19 protein-coding genes are annotated in these 16,082 nt (G+C 67.3%); 11 read left to right on the plus strand and 8 right to left on the minus strand.

Translation table 11 applies throughout. The features are described 5' to 3' along the window. Nucleotides 1-8: 8 nt before the first annotated feature. A complete protein-coding gene (locus K6T84_RS07710) occupies nucleotides 9-839 on the minus strand; it encodes an alpha/beta fold hydrolase (protein ID WP_225401324.1) in 831 nt (276 codons plus the stop codon). A 70-nt stretch (nucleotides 840-909) separates the two neighbouring features. On the opposite strand from K6T84_RS07710, the gene K6T84_RS07715 reads away from it, so the two are divergent. Continuing rightward, nucleotides 910-1,599 carry a sensor domain-containing protein gene (locus tag K6T84_RS07715; RefSeq protein WP_225401323.1) on the plus strand — a complete coding sequence of 230 codons (690 nt, stop codon included), beginning with the start codon at nucleotides 910-912 and terminating at the stop codon, nucleotides 1,597-1,599. Between the two features lie 4 nt (nucleotides 1,600-1,603). On the opposite strand, the gene K6T84_RS07720 is transcribed toward K6T84_RS07715, so the two are convergent. Continuing rightward, nucleotides 1,604-2,554, minus strand: a complete 951-nt coding sequence (locus K6T84_RS07720) for an o-succinylbenzoate synthase (protein WP_225401322.1) — start codon at nucleotides 2,552-2,554, stop codon at nucleotides 1,604-1,606. A gap of 587 nt (nucleotides 2,555-3,141) precedes the next feature. Here K6T84_RS07720 and K6T84_RS07725 point away from each other — a divergent pair. Continuing rightward, complete coding sequence (locus K6T84_RS07725; protein WP_224864381.1) at nucleotides 3,142-3,534, plus strand: hypothetical protein; 393 nt, start codon at nucleotides 3,142-3,144, stop codon at nucleotides 3,532-3,534. Here the strand turns inward: K6T84_RS07725 and K6T84_RS07730 are convergent. From K6T84_RS07730 to K6T84_RS07750, 5 genes are all read right to left on the minus strand, one after another. Further along, the gene (locus tag K6T84_RS07730) at nucleotides 3,522-4,733 is read right to left on the minus strand and encodes a DUF7159 family protein (protein ID WP_526025537.1); all 1,212 of its coding nucleotides are present in this window, start codon (nucleotides 4,731-4,733) and stop codon (nucleotides 3,522-3,524) included. The genes K6T84_RS07725 and K6T84_RS07730 overlap by 13 nt on opposite strands. A 234-nt stretch (nucleotides 4,734-4,967) precedes the next feature. Continuing rightward, entirely contained in the window at nucleotides 4,968-5,324 is a 357-nt protein-coding gene (locus tag K6T84_RS07735; RefSeq protein ID WP_224864379.1) for a hypothetical protein, read from the minus strand. 158 nt (nucleotides 5,325-5,482) lie between these two features. Next, nucleotides 5,483-5,839: a hypothetical protein gene (locus tag K6T84_RS07740; RefSeq protein WP_224864378.1), complete on the minus strand. Its 357-nt coding sequence runs from the start codon at nucleotides 5,837-5,839 to the stop codon at nucleotides 5,483-5,485. Nucleotides 5,840-5,872: 33 nt separating this feature from the next. Continuing rightward, nucleotides 5,873-7,528: a hypothetical protein gene (locus K6T84_RS07745; protein ID WP_224864377.1), complete on the minus strand. Its 1,656-nt coding sequence runs from the start codon at nucleotides 7,526-7,528 to the stop codon at nucleotides 5,873-5,875. 3 nt (nucleotides 7,529-7,531) lie between these two features. Continuing rightward, nucleotides 7,532-7,867: a hypothetical protein gene (locus tag K6T84_RS07750; RefSeq protein WP_224864376.1), complete on the minus strand. Its 336-nt coding sequence runs from the start codon at nucleotides 7,865-7,867 to the stop codon at nucleotides 7,532-7,534. 93 nt (nucleotides 7,868-7,960) lie between these two features. On the opposite strand from K6T84_RS07750, the gene K6T84_RS07755 reads away from it, so the two are divergent. The 9 genes from K6T84_RS07755 (at nucleotide 7,961) to menE (ending at nucleotide 14,931) form a co-directional block, all read left to right on the plus strand. Beyond that, nucleotides 7,961-8,875 carry a 1,4-dihydroxy-2-naphthoyl-CoA synthase gene (locus tag K6T84_RS07755; protein ID WP_224864375.1) on the plus strand — a complete coding sequence of 305 codons (915 nt, stop codon included), beginning with the start codon at nucleotides 7,961-7,963 and terminating at the stop codon, nucleotides 8,873-8,875. Between the two features lie 30 nt (nucleotides 8,876-8,905). Further along, nucleotides 8,906-9,790, plus strand: coding sequence for an SDR family oxidoreductase (locus K6T84_RS07760; protein ID WP_225401320.1), 885 nt, complete (start codon nucleotides 8,906-8,908; stop codon nucleotides 9,788-9,790). A gap of 10 nt (nucleotides 9,791-9,800) precedes the next feature. Further along, nucleotides 9,801-10,199, plus strand: a complete 399-nt coding sequence (locus K6T84_RS07765; protein ID WP_224864373.1) for a VOC family protein — start codon at nucleotides 9,801-9,803, stop codon at nucleotides 10,197-10,199. Nucleotides 10,200-10,306: 107 nt separating this feature from the next. Further along, complete coding sequence (locus K6T84_RS07770; RefSeq protein WP_224864372.1) at nucleotides 10,307-11,581, plus strand: inorganic phosphate transporter; 1,275 nt, start codon at nucleotides 10,307-10,309, stop codon at nucleotides 11,579-11,581. Beyond that, nucleotides 11,578-11,880, plus strand: a complete 303-nt coding sequence (locus tag K6T84_RS07775; RefSeq protein ID WP_224864371.1) for a hypothetical protein — start codon at nucleotides 11,578-11,580, stop codon at nucleotides 11,878-11,880. The genes K6T84_RS07770 and K6T84_RS07775 overlap by 4 nt, the downstream gene beginning before the upstream one ends. Nucleotides 11,881-11,923: 43 nt before the next feature. Then, on the plus strand, nucleotides 11,924-13,144 hold the full coding sequence (locus tag K6T84_RS07780; protein ID WP_225401319.1) for an inorganic phosphate transporter: 1,221 nt from the start codon (nucleotides 11,924-11,926) through the stop codon (nucleotides 13,142-13,144). 5 nt (nucleotides 13,145-13,149) lie between these two features. Further along, nucleotides 13,150-13,446, plus strand: a complete 297-nt coding sequence (locus K6T84_RS07785; protein WP_224865664.1) for a hypothetical protein — start codon at nucleotides 13,150-13,152, stop codon at nucleotides 13,444-13,446. A gap of 46 nt (nucleotides 13,447-13,492) precedes the next feature. Beyond that, nucleotides 13,493-13,795 (plus strand): DUF3349 domain-containing protein, encoded by a 303-nt coding sequence (locus K6T84_RS07790; RefSeq protein ID WP_225401318.1) that lies wholly within the window; start codon nucleotides 13,493-13,495, stop codon nucleotides 13,793-13,795. Between the two features lie 47 nt (nucleotides 13,796-13,842). After that, nucleotides 13,843-14,931 carry an o-succinylbenzoate--CoA ligase gene (gene menE / locus K6T84_RS07795; RefSeq protein WP_408066072.1) on the plus strand — a complete coding sequence of 363 codons (1,089 nt, stop codon included), beginning with the start codon at nucleotides 13,843-13,845 and terminating at the stop codon, nucleotides 14,929-14,931. Here the strand turns inward: menE and K6T84_RS07800 are convergent. Further along, nucleotides 14,921-15,157 carry a hypothetical protein gene (locus tag K6T84_RS07800; protein ID WP_225401317.1) on the minus strand — a complete coding sequence of 79 codons (237 nt, stop codon included), beginning with the start codon at nucleotides 15,155-15,157 and terminating at the stop codon, nucleotides 14,921-14,923. The two genes, menE and K6T84_RS07800, sit on opposite strands and share 11 nt — an antisense overlap. Between the last annotated feature and the right edge of the window lie 925 nt (nucleotides 15,158-16,082).

Below are 16,082 nucleotides of genomic sequence, written 5' to 3' on the forward strand. Positions count from 1 at the left end.
GTACCAGGTTAGTCGTGCGTCGGAGGTGGAGGTGTCCACCGATACGGCTTGCCGTCGATCTCGGTCAGGAACTCCAGCGCGGCCTTGTTGACGGCGTCGGGTTTCTCGATGAAGCCGAGGTGGCCGGCGTCGGGGATCTCCAGGTAGCGCGCGCCCGGAATGGCGTCGGCGACTTCGCGGCTCAGGTGCGCCGGGGTGACGACGTCGTCGCCGAATCCGATTACCAGCACCGGCTGGGTGATGTTGGCGTAGGCGGGCAGCCGGTTGGTCAGCGGCGCTACGTCGAGCTGGCAGCGCAGGCCCGGGGTGTTCTTGACCGGCCACATGGTGAACATCGCGATCCAGTCCTTGATGGCCGTGTCGTCGCTGAGCGTCTTCGGCGAAAAGCTTTCCAGCATGCGGACTTTCGCCTCATATTCGGCGGGCAGCGTCACGCCGGCCTCAGCGAGCTTCACTTCGGCCTGGTAGAAGAAGTCCCGGCTGCGGTCGTGGCGGCCGCGAGTCGCCATCAGCACCGCCGACTTCACCAACTCGGGGCGGGCCAGCATGAGCTCCTGGGCGATGAACGAGCCCATCGACACCGAGACGATGCGCACCGGGCCGACGTCCAGCGACTCGATGAGCTGTGCGGTGTCGGCCACCATGGTCTCGGTGCCGAAACCCGAGGCGTTCTCGGTCGCGCCAATGCCGCGGTTGTCGAAGGTGATCGGGCGGTAGCGGGCGAGCTGGAAATCACGGACCTGGTGCAGATGCCATCCGCGTCCGGCGCCGCCGCGCCCGGCGATGAAAACAACCGGCTCGCCACCGGAATTACGGTCGTCGTAAGCGAGGTTGGTCACGGGTGTGAAGGTACGCGACCCGCCGACGCCTTATCGTGTCAGGATCGCAACGGCGCGATTGGGGACGGGCATGCGGAAACGAACCGCGGGATTGACCTGCACACTGGTGCTGGCCTGCGTCGTGGTGGCCGGGTGCGCGCGGACGACAGGCGGCCGGGCGGTACCGGCCGACCACGACGGGCCGCGGCCGGTGGCGGCCTCGGCACTGCCGGACCTGCTGCTGGACGCCACCACCGTCAGCGACATCATGGGCGCACCCGCCATGCGGGTCCGAGACGTCCGGACCAAGATGTTCGACGAGGGCAAGAAGTTTGCCGACCCGGCATGCCTGGTCGCCTGGATGCCCGCCGAGCGGTCGGTGTACGCCGACACCGACTGGACCTCGACCATCGTTCAGAGCCTGTCGGAGGGCACCTCGGACCACTACGTGATCCAGGCCGCGACGCTGTTCCGCGACCGCGACCAAGCGCGGCGGTTCTTCGACGACACCGCCCGGCGCTGGATGCCCTGCGGCGAGCGGACATTCACCACGAGTAAGGACGGCTACGACGACACGCCATGGACCTTCGACGTTGTCACCGACGTCGACTCCACCGTGTGGATGACTCAGCATCAGGACGACAGCGCGGGCTGGTCGTGCCAGCGGGCGCTGCGCGTCGCCAACAACGTGGCGATCGACGTGCTGGCCTGCAAGCTGTATGTCAGCGACGAGGGCGTGACGATCGTGAACGGGATCGACGCGCGGCTGCCCAGCGTGTGAGAGTTCAGCGCGGCAGCAAGGGGTGGCAGGCCTTGATCCGGTCGATCCACCATTGTCTCCGGTCCGGCGGGGCGGCCAGGGCGTGCAACCGGGCCGGGTCGGGTTTTATCGACTGAACCGGCAGGTAGCCGTCGTGTTGGGGCGGGGTGTCCGCGACGTCTTCTATGAAGAGCGATCCGGTGCCGAGCCCGCAGGCGTGCTGCAGGTCCGGCAGTGCCGCCGCGGCGCGCAGGCCGGCGGCGATGCCGACTGCCGAGTCGATCGCGCTGGAGACCACCACCGGGATGCCGATCTGGCCGGCGATGTCCAGCAGCTTTGAAATACCGCCCAGCGGAGCAACTTTGAGCACGGCAATGTCGGCGGCGCCGGCCTTGGTGACGGCGAATGGATCGTCGGCCTTGCGGATGCTCTCGTCGGCGGCGATCGGGGTGTCGGTGCGGCGGCGCAGCTCGGCGAGCTCAGCGACGGTGGCGCAGGGCTGCTCCAGGTATTCCAATGGCCCCAGGGCTTTTGCCGCCTCTTCGGCCTGCTCGATCGTCCAGCCGCCGTTGGCGTCGACCCGAACGGTCGGGATGAGCGCACGGACGGCCTCGACCCGCGCGACGTCGTCGGCCAGGTGCTGGCCGGGTTCGGCGACCTTGACCTTGGCGGTCTTGGCGCCGGGGAAGCGCGCCAGCACCTCGGGGACCCGGCCGGCGCCGACGGCGGGGACGGTCGCGTTGATCGGGATGCGGTCCCGGATCGGTTGCGGCAGTGGCTGGTAGGCGCTCTCCACCGCGGACGCCAGCCAGTGCGCCGCCTCTTCCGGTTGGTATTCGGTGAACGCGCCGAACTCCCCCCAGCCGGACGGGCCGTCGATCAGCGCCAACTCGCGAACGGTGATGCCGCGAAACTTGACCCGCATCGGCAGAGCCACCACGTGCAGGCGGTCGAGGATGTCATCGAGCGGCGGCATCGCTCTATGGTGCCGGTTCGGTGGTGAGGTGCGCCAGGTTGGGGCGAGGATTACGGTTTGGTGATGCCCCCGGAAGCGCAAAGCGGTTTCGCGGCGGATGTGCTGCAAGAACTGCTTCGCCACATCAGCATGCAGAACGCCAGAGGCAGCGCGCCGATTTTCGTCTCGCATGCTTGGACCGACGCATCGATGATGTTCCTCGTGTACAAAGCGCCGCCGTCCGACATCGTTTGGGGACTTGCCAGCGACACCCGACAGTCGCTCATTGATCACGGACCATGGCCGTCTTTGGATGAGGCGGTGCGCTACTACTACTTTCTCGCCCTCGAAGAAAATCGAGTGTCGGCATCGTTTCTCCACCCCGGTGATCCGACGACGATCCTGTGGAGCGGAAATCTGGACGAGGTTGACCCTCCAAAGCACGTCTCGGACATCCCCGACGACTACTGCTACACACCGCCCGCCATTGAATTGCTCCCAGCGCCCGAGGGCACCATGCAGTCGGCGCATCAGCCCGAGCCCCGTCGTTACTGCGATCCCCGGCAGCTTCCCGAGGGGCCTACTGATCCGCCCCCATCGATCTCGGCGTGCAGCCACAGTGGTTGCGCACGGGATACACGTACTTCCCTTACGCCGCACAAGAATCCGGACAGTGGTGGGTGCTGCGATTCAACGTCGGATTCCCCGAACACGACATGTACACGCTGTTCGTCGACGGCCACCCGGTCGTTGACGTCACCGGCTCATTGACCAGTCCGATCCCTCTTGTTGCGGGCATCGGTTCGCTGGAGCCGTCCAAAGCCGACGAACCGCTGCTCGACCCCGATACCGCGGCAGCCGTCGTCGGCGTCGTCGCGCAGTACGCCGACTACGGCAGCGAACACAACGATCCGTGCATGTTCTGTGCCGGCGACCGCGACGGCATGGAACGGCCATCGCCATCAGACGATGACGGAACGCACACGCCTCACGGAGCTTGATCGGGCGCCGGCGTTGCGGCACGGCCGCCGATCCGGCCGTCATTGTCGAAGTCGATCCCGAGCGTCTGTTCCACGAAGGTAATCGCGTCCTGCAGTGGCGACGGCGCCGGTTCCTCGACGGGCGCCGGTGGCACGACACCGGCTGGCGGCGCGTCCGGGCCGGGGACCGACTCGACGAGCGGCTCGGTCATCTTTCGCAGCTGCGCCTCCTCGGGCGCGGCGTTTTGAGTTGCAACCGGAGCCGGCACCGCCCAAACCGGCGGCGCCGCAACGGCGGCCGTTACCGGCTCTGGTGCCGAAACCGGCGCCACAGCCGAAGGCGGCGTCGCCACATCGTGGCTCGGCTGGGCGTCGTTGCGAGCCGCCGCGACACCGACACTCGACGGAGTCTGCGGTTCGTTGCCGAACAGGACTCCGTGGGCCAACCCGACCGTCACCGCCGCGACCAGAAGCGTCACCGCAACAGCACCCACCAGCATCGCGTCGGGGCGGTGGAGTCGTTGTCGCACGGGCGTATTCGCAGCATCGGCGACCACGTCGCCGCCCAACGCTGAGTTTCCGGCAGCAAGCGCCACCCCGCGGGCCAGCCCCAGTTCGGCATCGATCAGCGAAATCGCCCGTGGCGCAATGGCACGCTCCAGCCGATCCGGGAAGCCTTGGGCCGCAAGGTCATGCGGGATCATCACGAACACCGGGCCGGAGAGCCAATCGGCGACGAGTTTGTCCAACGAGCCCAACGCCGCGTCGTCGTCGTGGTGCATGCAGGCCACGGTGCGATGCGTGCCGTCGTCGCCGTCGGCCAGCACCGCCAGGGTCTGGTCCTCGGTGATCAGGCTGACCGTCGCGCTCTGAGCTCGGGTGCTCAAGGCGACCACGTCTGCCAGCGCCGCCGTGGCGTCGGTGGGCTCGAATATCTCGATCTCTGCGATGCCCGCTTCGACCAACAGCGCTTCCAGATCCCACCCGAACGAATCGGCATCGGTCGTGCTGGTCAGGCCGATCGCCCGCACCGGACAACCCTGGTCCGCGGCCGTACGGGCAGCCCGCGCCACCGCGGCAGCAACAGCGTCCAATTGCGATGCAGATACGGCCACCGCGTCACGGATCACCGTGCACGCATCAGCTCCGACACCGTCGAGAACGACTACGCCCGCGCGCGTAGCTGACAGCGATACCCCCAGTACAGCCCCCACGAACATCCCCCCAGGCACTACCGCCCAAATCCCCCCGGATTAGGCGAACCTTGCCTGATGGTAGCCGGGGATGGCCGGTCGTGCAGGGTCACGGCGGTTCGGGGGCGCCGGGCGGGGGCCGACGGGCCAGCAACGCAACGCGGGCGGTTCGAAATGAATTTCAAAGAGCTCTTTCGACCACCGCATCATGCCATCGTCCAGATACTGATTAAGGTCCGCGGGCGTCATCATCATCCACCTTCAGCCGGCCAACAACGCCCGCCTGGCGGGTTCGAAGTGAGCTTGAAACTTCGCCTTCCGCCATGCCCAGATCTCGTCAAATCCCCCCCGCCTAGGGAACGGCCCTAAGTCGTCAGTTGCATCACTGAGCTCGAACATGAAACGCCACGTCTTGAATCCATCTTCAAGTCCGAACCGATTCGGCGCATCCAAAGGAGCTAGCATGAAATTCATTCCACCAATTCGAGATGCCCAACAAATTTGAAGCTTGCAGTCCGGACCACGGTAGAAGGCCGCCCATGCCCGACTTTCGGCGTACACGATGTCGGACATGACTTCGTCGAGCACGAAGCCTAGACTGGCCAGCGTCGGCGCCATGTATTGCGCTACCTCATCGTCACACGTCACAGGTTAATCACCTCCATATATAACCAGTAGAGGACATCGCCTCAAGGTAGGTGAAATGGTCGACGCAATCGTCGGCGACGAAACTGTTGAGCCCGTCGTTGGTGCTCAGCATGTTTCACTTGCGCCTTTCAGCCGGCCAACAACGCCCGTTTGGCGGCCTCAAAGTGAGCTTGAAACTTCGCCTTCTGCCAAGCCCAGATCTCGTCAAGACTCCCGTATATAGGAGGCGGCCCCAAGTCGTCAGTCACATCACTGAGCCCCAGCATGAAACGCCACGTTTTGAATCCATCTTCAAGTCCGAACTGATTCGGCGCATCCAACGGAGCCAGCATGAATTCCATACCACCCTCGCGTGATGACCAACAGATTTGAAGCTTGCAGTCCGGACCTCGGTAGAAGGCCGCCCATGCCGGACGTTCGGCGTACACGATTCCGGACATAACTTCGTCGAGCGCGAAGCCTAGACTGGCCAGCGTCGGCGCCATGTATTGCGCCACCTCATCGTCGCACGTCACGCGTTAATCACCTCCGTATATCCACGAATTTCCGACCCTTTCGTATCCGAATGCCGGCCCGTTCTGATCCAGGTAATTTATCTCATGCGCCGAGTAAGTGTATGGGCGACGTCGCACAATGTCATCAACATTGGCGAAACCTGACGGCAAAGCATAGTCAAATCGTGATACCTGGCTTTCCATTTGTTCGAGGATGAACGATTCGTTCACCGGCCAAACGACGCCCAGCTGTTGCGAATTTGCAAGTCCGTCGGTAAGGGCAGCCCAAGTTGGATCACCCGTATCGAAGTAGATTCCGCCGTTGCCCCTCGCCTCGCCGATGTATCCACCGTCTTGACCACCGAACCTGCCCAGAACCACTCGGTCTGGAAATTCGCCCACGTAGTGGGTCGACATGGCCGCGACTTGCTGACTGAGCCCTGCTGTAGGTACGCCGTTGGCAGCAGCATGGTTGAGGTCCATGGCGGTAGCCGCTGCCGACGAGTCATAGGTCACAGCGGAATCGAGGCCGACGGCCGCATACCGCGAGAATGCCGGGCCGGTTTCGAGCGCCTCGCTAAGCCCGGCCCGGATCATCGAACCTTCCCCGCCGAACGGCGCGGTAACCGCGGCGGCGCCGACGTCGAAGGTCTTCTCGCCCAGGAAGTAGGGCAGGCTGGGCGCGTCCATCGCCCGTTTGATGTCCTCCATGCCGACACCGACGGGGTTCATGAAGGCCTTGCCCACCCCTTTGGCCAGACCACCCCAGGATTCCAGGACACCGGGGGCTCCCGGACCACCCTGCCCCAGCAGGTTCTTGACGCCTTGCTCGGTTGCCCTCCAGCTGTCCCCGAATCCCTCGCCGAATCCCGGTGCCGGCTGTCGCTCCGGCTCCCGGGGAACGTCGCGTGGAGCACTTCGCGGCAGCGGCTGCTGAGCCTGGACCAAGGCCGCATTGACCTGCGCCTCGATCTGATCCGGCGGAACGCCGTAGTTGGCGAACATCTTCCGGGCCTGGACTTTGAATTCCTCCACATCCTTGGCACTCACCGGCACCGGAGGGACGGGGCCACCGCCCTGCCGCCCGTGATTCAGCAGCCACGGCAGGCTTCCGGCGGCCGGATCCCCGGACGGGTCGACAGGTGCCTTCGGGACGTCGACCGGCATCGGCGGGCCGAAAACGGCGCGCCCGCGCGCGTCGACCTTGGTGTCACCGACCACAGCCCGGATGGCAGTGGCCAGATCACCATCGGTCCTAGAAGCATCGGCCATCAGCGCGGTCAGCCGTTGTTGCAGGGAGTCAAAGTCGTTGCGCTTCTGGTCGCTGACCTGGCCACTCAGCCTGCCGTCCGGGCTGATTGCCCAATCATTGCTGGCCGCAATTGATTTGATCGACGACCACTCCTTCTTGCACGCCGCAACCTCAGCCCGCGCGGCGTAGAAGGCGTTGGCTATCGCCGAGGCCTCAGCCTGGTGGTCGTCGATGTCAGCGCGATGCTTTCCCAACTCCAGGCGAAAGGCATCGCCACCGCGCCCCTCCCAACCCTTGAGCCCGTCGCCGGCATCACCCAGCGCGCCACCGAAGTCGGCCTTGCGCGCGGCGCGTTCGGTGGCCACCTCGAATACGGTGTCCAGGGTGTCGAGATTCCACTTTTCGATGCCGTCGGTGGTGATCGTCATGCGCTACGAAGTGCCGGATCTCTTCCGGAGCGCGGTGAACTTGAAGGCATGCGTATCTTCCATCGCCGTGTAGCGGTGGCCGCCCTCTTGAATCACCGCGGAGAACGCCCCGATCCGCCCGTGCAACTGCGCGTCGCTGGCCTCCCAGTGGGCGCTGAGCTCGGCCAGGGCTTCCGCGGAGGCGCCGGCCCACGCGGCGGCGCATTCGCTGATGTAGCCGGCGTGGCGACCACCGAAGGTGCGCGCCACATCTGTCGCATCGTTCACCCGTGAGGCGTGGGTATGCAACAACTCGGGATGCACCGAAACCTGGGCCGGATAAACCGGATTCGAAGCCATGCTGATCCCTCCCGTCCGGGCCTGGACCGCACGCTAGTAAGTGAACGTCCAATACCGCCAGTCACCTGTCGTACGGTTGACGCCGCAGAGTCAATGAGGAGGGCGAACCGAGTGAACCCGTTCGACGAAACCATCTGGCGGCCGGTGGACGGCTTCGCCGACCTGACCGACATCACCTACCACCGCCACGTCACCGACGCCACGGTCCGGGTGGCCTTCAACCGCCCCGAGGTGCGCAACGCATTCCGCCCGCACACCGTCGACGAGCTGTACCAGGCACTCGACCACGCGCGGATGTCGCCGGACGTCGGTGTGGTGCTGCTGACCGGCAACGGGCCCTCACCCAAGGACGGCGGCTGGGCGTTCTGCTCCGGCGGCGACCAGCGCATCCGTGGCCGCAGCGGCTATCAGTACGCCGACGGGGAGACCGCGGACACCGTGGACGTCGCGCGCGCCGGGCGGCTGCACATACTGGAGGTGCAGCGGCTGATCCGGTTCATGCCCAAACCGGTGATCGCCCTGGTCAACGGCTGGGCGGCCGGCGGCGGGCACAGCCTGCACGTGGTGTGCGACCTGACCCTGGCCAGCCGCGAGCACGCGAAGTTCAAGCAGACCGACGCCGACGTCGGCAGCTTCGACGGCGGCTACGGCAGCGCGTATCTGGCCCGCCAGGTCGGTCAGAAATTCGCCCGCGAGGTCTTCTTCCTGGGCCGGGCCTACACCGCCGAGCAGATGCACCACATGGGTGCGGTCAACGAGGTCGTCGACCACGCCGAGCTGGAGGCCACCGGCGTGCAGTGGGCCAAGGAGATCAACGGCAAATCCCCTCAGGCGCAACGCATGTTGAAGTTCGCGTTCAACCTGCTCGACGACGGCCTGGTGGGCCAGCAGCTGTTCGCCGGCGAGGCTACCCGGCTGGCCTACATGACCGACGAGGCCGTGGAGGGCCGCGATGCGTTCCTGCAGAAGCGCGACCCCGACTGGAGCCCCTTCCCGCGCTACTTCTGAGACACCGGCCAGCGCATAGACTGCCTAACCATGAGCAAGAGCCCGCTACGCCGACTGTCCGACCAGATCACGCTCGCCACCATGCGCCCACCGGTCGCCGCGCAGCTGATGCACCGGCCCGGCGCCGAGCCCGTCGAGCTGGCCGGTAAGCGGGTGCTGGTGACCGGCGCGTCCTCGGGCATCGGGGAGGCCGGCGCCGCACAGTTCGGGGCAGCGGGCGCCACCGTGATCGCGGTGGCCCGCCGCCAGGAAAACCTCGACGCACTGGTCGCCCGGATCACCGACGGAGGCGGCACCGCCCATGCCATCGCGTGCGACCTGTCGGATCTGGAGGCGATCGACGCCCTGGTCAAGGACGTCGACGAGCGGTTCGGCGGAGTGGACATCCTGGTCAACAATGCCGGGCGCTCCATCCGCCGGCCACTGGCCGAATCCCTGGACCGCTGGCACGACGTCGAGCGGACCATGCAGCTGAACTACTACTCGCCGCTGCGGCTGATCCGCGGGTTCGCCCCGGCGATGCGCGAGCGCGGCGACGGCCACATCATCAACGTCGCCACCTGGGGCGTGTTCACCGACTCCTCTCCCCTGTTCGGCGTCTACAACGCCTCCAAGTCCGCGCTGAGCGCCGTCAGCCGGGTCATCGACAGCGAGTGGGCCCGCTACGGGGTGCAGTCCACCACGCTGTACTACCCGCTGGTGAAGACCCCGATGATCGCGCCCACCAAGGCGTTCGCAGGCAGGCCGGGGCTGAGCGCCGAGGAGGCCGGCGCATGGATGATCGACGCGGCCCGCTACCGCCCGATCCGCATCGCACCGCGCCTGGCGCTGGCGTTCCGCGCCCTGGACAACCTCAACGCCGGCTGGGCCACCGCCATCGTCAAGCGGAACCGTATCGAACCCATCGACGAGTGATGGCGGACTGATGGAGATCCTGGCCAGCCGGATACTGTTCCGCCCCAACGACTACCAGCGGTCGCTGCGGTTCTACCGCGACGAGATCGGCCTGGCGATCGCCCGCGACTACGGCGCCGGGACGGTGTTCTACGCCGGGCAGTCGCTGATCGAGCTGGCCGGGCACGGCAACCCCGCCAAGGCAGCAGCACCCTTTCCCGGGGCGCTGTGGCTGCAGGTCCGCGACGTCGCCGCCACCCAGGCCGAACTGGAGGGCCGCGGGGTGCCGATCGCCCGGGAAGCGCGCCAGGAGCCGTGGGGTCTGCATGAGATGCACGTCACCGACCCCGACGGCGTCACACTGATTTTCGTGCAGATTCCCCCCGACCATCCGCTACGCCGCGACACCCGCCGGGCGCCCGCAGGTTAACGCAGGGAGAACAGTTCGATACGTCTCGGAGTACACCGGCGTTTCGGGTGCCTGATCGTTAGACAACCGCCCGATCGAGACCGCAGAATTGTCGCCGTGATGTTCCCGTGAGCCTAGACCTGCTCCTCCTGATCATCGTGGTGATCACGGCCCTGGCCTTCGACTTCACCAACGGCTTCCACGACACCGGCAACGCGATGGCGACGTCGATCGCCAGCGGGGCCCTGCAGCCCAAGCAGGCGGTCGGTCTGTCCGCCGTCCTGAACCTGCTCGGTGCCTTCCTGTCCACCGCGGTCGCCGCGACGATCGCCAAGGGTCTGGTGGACGCCCACCTGGTGACCCTGGACCTGGTCTTCGCCGGCCTGGTCGGCGGCATCGTGTGGAATCTGCTGACCTGGCTGCTCGGCATCCCGTCCAGCTCCTCGCACGCCCTGATCGGCGGCATCGTCGGCGCGATGATCGCCGCGGTAGGCGGGCACGGGGTGATCTGGAACGGCGTCGTCTCCAAGGTGCTGGTCCCGGCGGTGGTGGCCACCGTGATCGCAACCGTCATCGCCTCGGTGGGTACCTGGCTGGTCTACCGCATCTCCCGCGGCGTCGACGAACAGCACGCCGAGAAGGTCTACCGCCGCGGCCAGATCGGTTCGGCCGCACTGGTATCGCTGGCCCACGGCACCAACGACGCGCAGAAGACGATGGGCGTGATCTTCCTGGCGCTGATGTCCTACGGCTCGGTGAGCACGTCGGCGACCATGCCCCCGCTGTGGGTGATCGTCAGCTGTGCCCTGGCCATGGCCGCCGGCACCTACACCGGCGGCTGGCGCATCATCCGGACCCTGGGCAAGGGTCTGGTCGAGATCAAGCCACCGCAGGGCATGGCCGCCGAGTCGGCCGCCGCCGCGGTAATCCTGCTGTCCAGCCACTTCGGCTATTCGCTGTCCACCACCCAGGTCGCCACCGGGTCGGTGCTGGGCAGCGGCGTCGGCAAGCCGGGCGCCCAGGTGCGTTGGGGTGTGGCCGGACGCATGGCGGCAGCCTGGCTGGTGACGCTGCCGATGGCCGGCGCCGTCGGCTCGGGCGCCTACGGCCTGGTACACGGTATCGGCGGCTACCCCGGGATCCTCGTGGGCGTGGGCCTGCTGATCTCGGCGGTCGTGTCGATCTGGCTGCGGTCACGCCGGTCGCGCATCGACCACAACAACGTCAACGACGAATGGGACGGCCACCTCACCGGCGGCTTGTCCGGTGCGGACGTCCCGGCCACCAACGGGCGTCCGCAACCCGCATACGCGCTGCGGACGGCATTCGACATCAGCGGCCAGCCGACCAAGCTGAACCCCGTCACCGCCGGCGACGCCGAGCGGCAGGTGGTGCAGTCATGAGTCAGTGGTTCAACTACGCCGCGACCTTGAAGATCCTGGTGTTCGGCCTACTGGTCGGTGCGGCCATGCCCGCCCTGTTCGCGGTGGCGATGCGGATCAACGCAGTCGGCAGCGGCCTGGCGGTGACCACCGCGGGCCGTCGGACCGTGGCAGGCGAGCGGCGGCCGGCGCTGGTCGCTCTGAGCTGGGCCATCTTCGCGCTGGTGCTGGCCGTGGTGCTCATCGGAGTGCTGTTTGTCGCCCGTGACTTCCTGGGACACCACTTCGGCTGGTACCTGCTCGGCGCCAAGGCCAAGTAACCCAGTTCGACAAGGCGGGTGTGCGGCTGCAAAAATCCGCACGGTGACCTTGGAGCTCTTCCTGCTGATAACCGTCGTTATCACCGCACTTGCGTTCGACTTCACCAACGGCTTTCACGACACCGGCAACGCCGTCGCCACCGGTATCGCCAGCGGCGCGCTCAAGCCGAAAACGGCAGTCACCCTGTGCGCGGTGCTGAACCTCGTCGGAGCATTCCTGTCGACCCAGGTCGCGGCGACGATCGCCAAGGACCTGGTGGTCACCCACCTGGTCACGCTGGAGGTCATGTTCGGCGGCCTCGTCGGCGGCATCGTCTGGAACCTGCTCACCTGGCTGCTGGGCATCCCATCCAGCTCCTCGCACGCCCTGATCGGCGGCGTCGTCGGGGCGATGCTCGCCGCAGCCGGCGGGGGCGGGGTGCGTTGGGCCGGGGTGGTCTCGAAGGTGCTGGTGCCCACCGTAGTGGCGGTGCTGGCGGCCATCCTGATCTCCACCATCGGCACCTGGCTGGTCTACCGGCTGACCCGCGGCCTGTCCCCCGAACGCACCCGACGGGAATTCCGTCGCGGGCAAGTCTTTTCGGCCGCGCTGATGTCACTTGCGCACGGCACCAACGACGCCCAGAAGACGATGGGTGTCATCTTCCTGGCCCTGATCTCCTACGGGGCAGCGCAGAACACCGACGTGATGCCACCGCTGTGGGTAATCGTGTGTTGCGCGATGGCGATGGCCGCGGGCACCTACTTCGGCGGATGGCGGGTGATCCGCACCCTGGGCAAGGGGCTCGTTGAGGTCGAGGCCCCGCAGGGAATGGCCGCCGAATCCTCTTCTGCGTCCATCATTTTGCTGTCCAGTCACTTCGGCTACTCACTGTCCACCACTCAGGTGGTGACCGGTTCGGTGCTGGGCTCCGGCCTGGGCAAGCCCGGCGCCACGGTGCGCTGGCAGGTGGCCCGCCAGATGGTGGTGGCCTGGCTGATCACCCTGCCATTGGCCGGCGCCATCGGGGCGTTCACCTACCGGGTGATCCACACCCTGGGCGGCTACGCCGGGACTCTGGCCGGCCTCGCCCTGCTGCTGACGGTCTCCGGCCTGATCTGGCGCCAATCCCGCAAGGCCCCGGTCGACCACACCAACGTCACCGCCGACTGGGGTGATCACATGACCGATGGGCTGGATACTATTGGGCTGAATGAAGTTGCGCCGCAACCGGTTCAGTCGGCCGTGCTGGCCGATTCCGGCACCGAGGAGGTCGGTGCGTGAACACGCTGAGCAGCTGGTTCAACTATGTGGCCACGGCCAAGATCCTGATCTTCGGCCTGCTGATCGGAACCGCACTGCCCGCACTGTTCGCGATCGGGGTGCGCCTCGGTGCGGCCGCCGACGGACCCGGCGCCAGTCGCCGCGGATTGACCGTAATGCGTTGGGCCGTTTTCGCGTTGCTGCTGGCGATGATGCTCGTCGGTGTGCTGTTCATTTCGCGCGACTTCATCGAGCACCGGATCGGCTGGCAGTGGGATGATTGGAATGGTTGGGACGACGTCTTCGGCCGCGATGTGACGTAATATCAATGGCGACATACTCGTTGTCGACGCGGGAAGTTAACTCAGGATGAACAAATTTCTTGCCTCCATCGTTGCGTGGCTGCGCGACGGGTATCCCGATGGCGTCCCGCAGACCGACTACATCCCGCTGCTGGCGTTGCTGTCACGGCGGCTCACCAGCGACGAGGTCAAAGCCGTCGCCCGGGAACTGATCGGCCGCGGCGATTTCGACCACATCGACATCGGCGTATTGATCTCCCGTCTCACCAACGAACTGCCCGCCCCCGAAGACGTCGAACGGGTTCGGCAGCGGCTGGCCGCCAAGGGTTGGCTGCTCGACGACGCCTCCCCCGGTGGAGGGGCGCAATAGCCGGCCTTCGTGCGCTGGTTGTCGAGCCCGGCGCGGCCGTCTCGACACTGCTGCCCGTCCTGCACGACGTCCTGGACGGTCGCGCTCCCGCGGTGACTCCGGTGGCCCCCGAAACCGATCCGTCGCTGCTGTCGGCACTGCGGGTCGGCGAACCGATCGGCGATGACGTCGCGCTGGTGGTGACTACGTCGGGAACCACCGGAACCCCCAAGGGCGCCCTGCTGACCGGTGCGGCCCTGCTGGCCAGCGCTGCGGCCACCCACGACCGCCTGGGCGGGCCCGGCCGATGGCTGCTGGCCCTGCCTCCGCATCACATCGCCGGAATACAGGTGGTGGTGCGCAGTCTGGCGGCCGGTACCACCCCGGTGCAGCTCGACGTCACGGCGGGCTTTGACATCGACCTGCTGCCCGCGGCGGTCTCTGAGCTGGGTTCCGGTCGTCGTTACACCTCTCTGGTGGCGACGCAATTGGCCAAGGCGCTGACAGCGCCCGAGGCGACGGCCGCGCTGGCCGAGTTGGATGCGGTGCTGCTGGGCGGTGGACCGGCTCCGCAACCGATCCTGGACGCGGCGTCGGCCGCGGGTGTGCGGGTGGTGCGGACCTACGGCATGAGCGAGACCGCCGGCGGCTGCGTATATGACGGCGTGCCGCTGCCCGGGGTGCGGGTGCGTATCGACGACGGGCGGGTGGTGATGGGGGGCCCGACGCTGGCCGTCGGATACCGCAATCCCGTTTCGCCGGACCCGTTCGAGCAGCCGGGTTGGTTTGTCACTGATGACGTTGGCACTCTGGATGTTTCGGGGGTCCTGACGGTGCTCGGCCGCGCCGACGACGCGATCAGCACCGGTGGCCTGACGGTGATGCCCGGACCAGTGGAGGCCGTGTTGTCGACCCACCCCGCGGTGGCCGAATGCGCGGTATTCGCCGTCCCCGACGACCGGCTGGGCCAGCGGGTGGCCGCCGCGGTGGTGGCGGCCGGGACGACGCCGCCGTCGCTGGAGGAGCTGCGCGCTTTCGTGGGGCGCTCCCTCGATGTGACGGCGGCGCCGCGCGAGTTGCACATTGTCTCCACACTGCCCCGGCGAGGGATCGGAAAGCTGGACCGAAAGGCGTTGGCACGCCGATTTATTCGCTGAGGGACTCCGGCTTAGTCGCCGCCTCCGCCGGAGCCGCCGCCAGAACCACCGCCACCGGAGCCGCCGGATCCACCGCCGCCGGATCCACCGCCGGAGCCACCTCCACCGCCACCGGAGCCTGCTCCACCGCCGCCGGATCCACCGCCGGAGCCACCACCCGATCCGCCACCACCGGAACCACCAGAGCCTCCCCCGCCGCTCGAACCGCCGCTGGACCCACCGCCATCCGAACCACCGCCGGAACTCCCGCCGCTCGAGCCGCCGCCGCTCGAGCCGCCACTGGATCCCCCACCGCTCGAGCCGCCGCTGGAGCCGCCGCCGTCGGAACCCGAAGCGCTGCCACTCGATCCGCTCGAGCCGGCGCTCCCGGAATCGCTGGAGCCACCGCCCGAACCGCTGCCGGCGGACCCGCTGCCATCGGTGCCCCCCGTCGAACTTCCCGAACCTCCGGAGCCGCTCCCGGAACCGCTCGAACTGCCCTCGTCACTGCCCGAACCCGTACCGCCCGACCCGCTCCCACTCGAATCTGTTCCACCCGAGCTCGTTCCACCCGAGCTCGTTCCACCCGAGCCTGTCGAGCCTGCGTCGGAATCCCCGCCGGAGCTCGTACCACCGCTCGAAGGCGAGCCGCCGGTGTCACTGCCGCCGCTGTGCCCACCACTACCGTGGCCGTTGCCACCATGTCCCTCACCGCTCTGGCCCTCACCGCTCTGGCCCCCGCCGCTGTGGCCGTCACCGCTGTGCCCACCATCGGAACTGCTGCCACCCGAGCTACTGCTCCCGTCGGAACTGCTGACCCCGCCCGACCTATTGCTGCCCCCCGAACCACTGCCGCCGCCCCAGCCGTCCCAGCCTCCCGTCCCACCGACACCGCCACCGCCAGTGGGCGTGGGAATGGTCGGGATCGGAATCGGGAAGGGAATCACCGCGGTCGGTGGTGGCACCACCGGCGGTATGGTCGGCGCGACGACCGGCGGCGCCACCGCGGCGGGCACCGGATTCACGGGGGCCACAACGGGATTGGATATCGGATCCTGCGGAACCTGGATCGGCTTCGGCGCGGGCAACGCCGGCATGAAGTTGCCCGGCACCGGCTGTGGGGGGGGGGGGGGGGGGGGGGGGGGGGGGGGGGGGGGGGGGGGGGGGGGGGG

It is taken from the genome of Mycobacterium zoologicum (assembly GCF_020181635.2).
Taxonomy (GTDB): domain Bacteria; phylum Actinomycetota; class Actinomycetes; order Mycobacteriales; family Mycobacteriaceae; genus Mycobacterium; species Mycobacterium zoologicum.

Excerpts from the sequence above, each read along its gene's own strand:
- K6T84_RS07715 (WP_225401323.1), top strand. The coding sequence starts at position 910 with ATGCGGAAACGAACCGCGGGATTGACCTGCACACTGGTGCTGGCCTGC.
- K6T84_RS07720 (WP_225401322.1), bottom strand. The coding sequence starts at position 2,554 with ATGCCGCCGCTCGATGACATCCTCGACCGCCTGCACGTGGTGGCTCTG.
- K6T84_RS07730 (WP_526025537.1), bottom strand. The coding sequence starts at position 4,733 with ATGTTCGTGGGGGCTGTACTGGGGGTATCGCTGTCAGCTACGCGCGCG.
- K6T84_RS07735 (WP_224864379.1), bottom strand. The coding sequence starts at position 5,324 with ATGGCGCCGACGCTGGCCAGTCTAGGCTTCGTGCTCGACGAAGTCATG.
- K6T84_RS07740 (WP_224864378.1), bottom strand. The coding sequence starts at position 5,839 with ATGGCGCCGACGCTGGCCAGTCTAGGCTTCGCGCTCGACGAAGTTATG.
- K6T84_RS07745 (WP_224864377.1), bottom strand. The coding sequence starts at position 7,528 with ATGACGATCACCACCGACGGCATCGAAAAGTGGAATCTCGACACCCTG.
- K6T84_RS07750 (WP_224864376.1), bottom strand. The coding sequence starts at position 7,867 with ATGGCTTCGAATCCGGTTTATCCGGCCCAGGTTTCGGTGCATCCCGAG.
- K6T84_RS07755 (WP_224864375.1), top strand. The coding sequence starts at position 7,961 with ATGAGGAGGGCGAACCGAGTGAACCCGTTCGACGAAACCATCTGGCGG.
- K6T84_RS07760 (WP_225401320.1), top strand. The coding sequence starts at position 8,906 with ATGAGCAAGAGCCCGCTACGCCGACTGTCCGACCAGATCACGCTCGCC.
- K6T84_RS07765 (WP_224864373.1), top strand. The coding sequence starts at position 9,801 with ATGGAGATCCTGGCCAGCCGGATACTGTTCCGCCCCAACGACTACCAG.
- K6T84_RS07775 (WP_224864371.1), top strand. The coding sequence starts at position 11,578 with ATGAGTCAGTGGTTCAACTACGCCGCGACCTTGAAGATCCTGGTGTTC.
- K6T84_RS07790 (WP_225401318.1), top strand. The coding sequence starts at position 13,493 with ATGAACAAATTTCTTGCCTCCATCGTTGCGTGGCTGCGCGACGGGTAT.
- K6T84_RS07800 (WP_225401317.1), bottom strand. The coding sequence starts at position 15,157 with ATGGCGGTGGGTCCAGCGGCGGTTCGAGCGGCGGGGGAGGCTCTGGTG.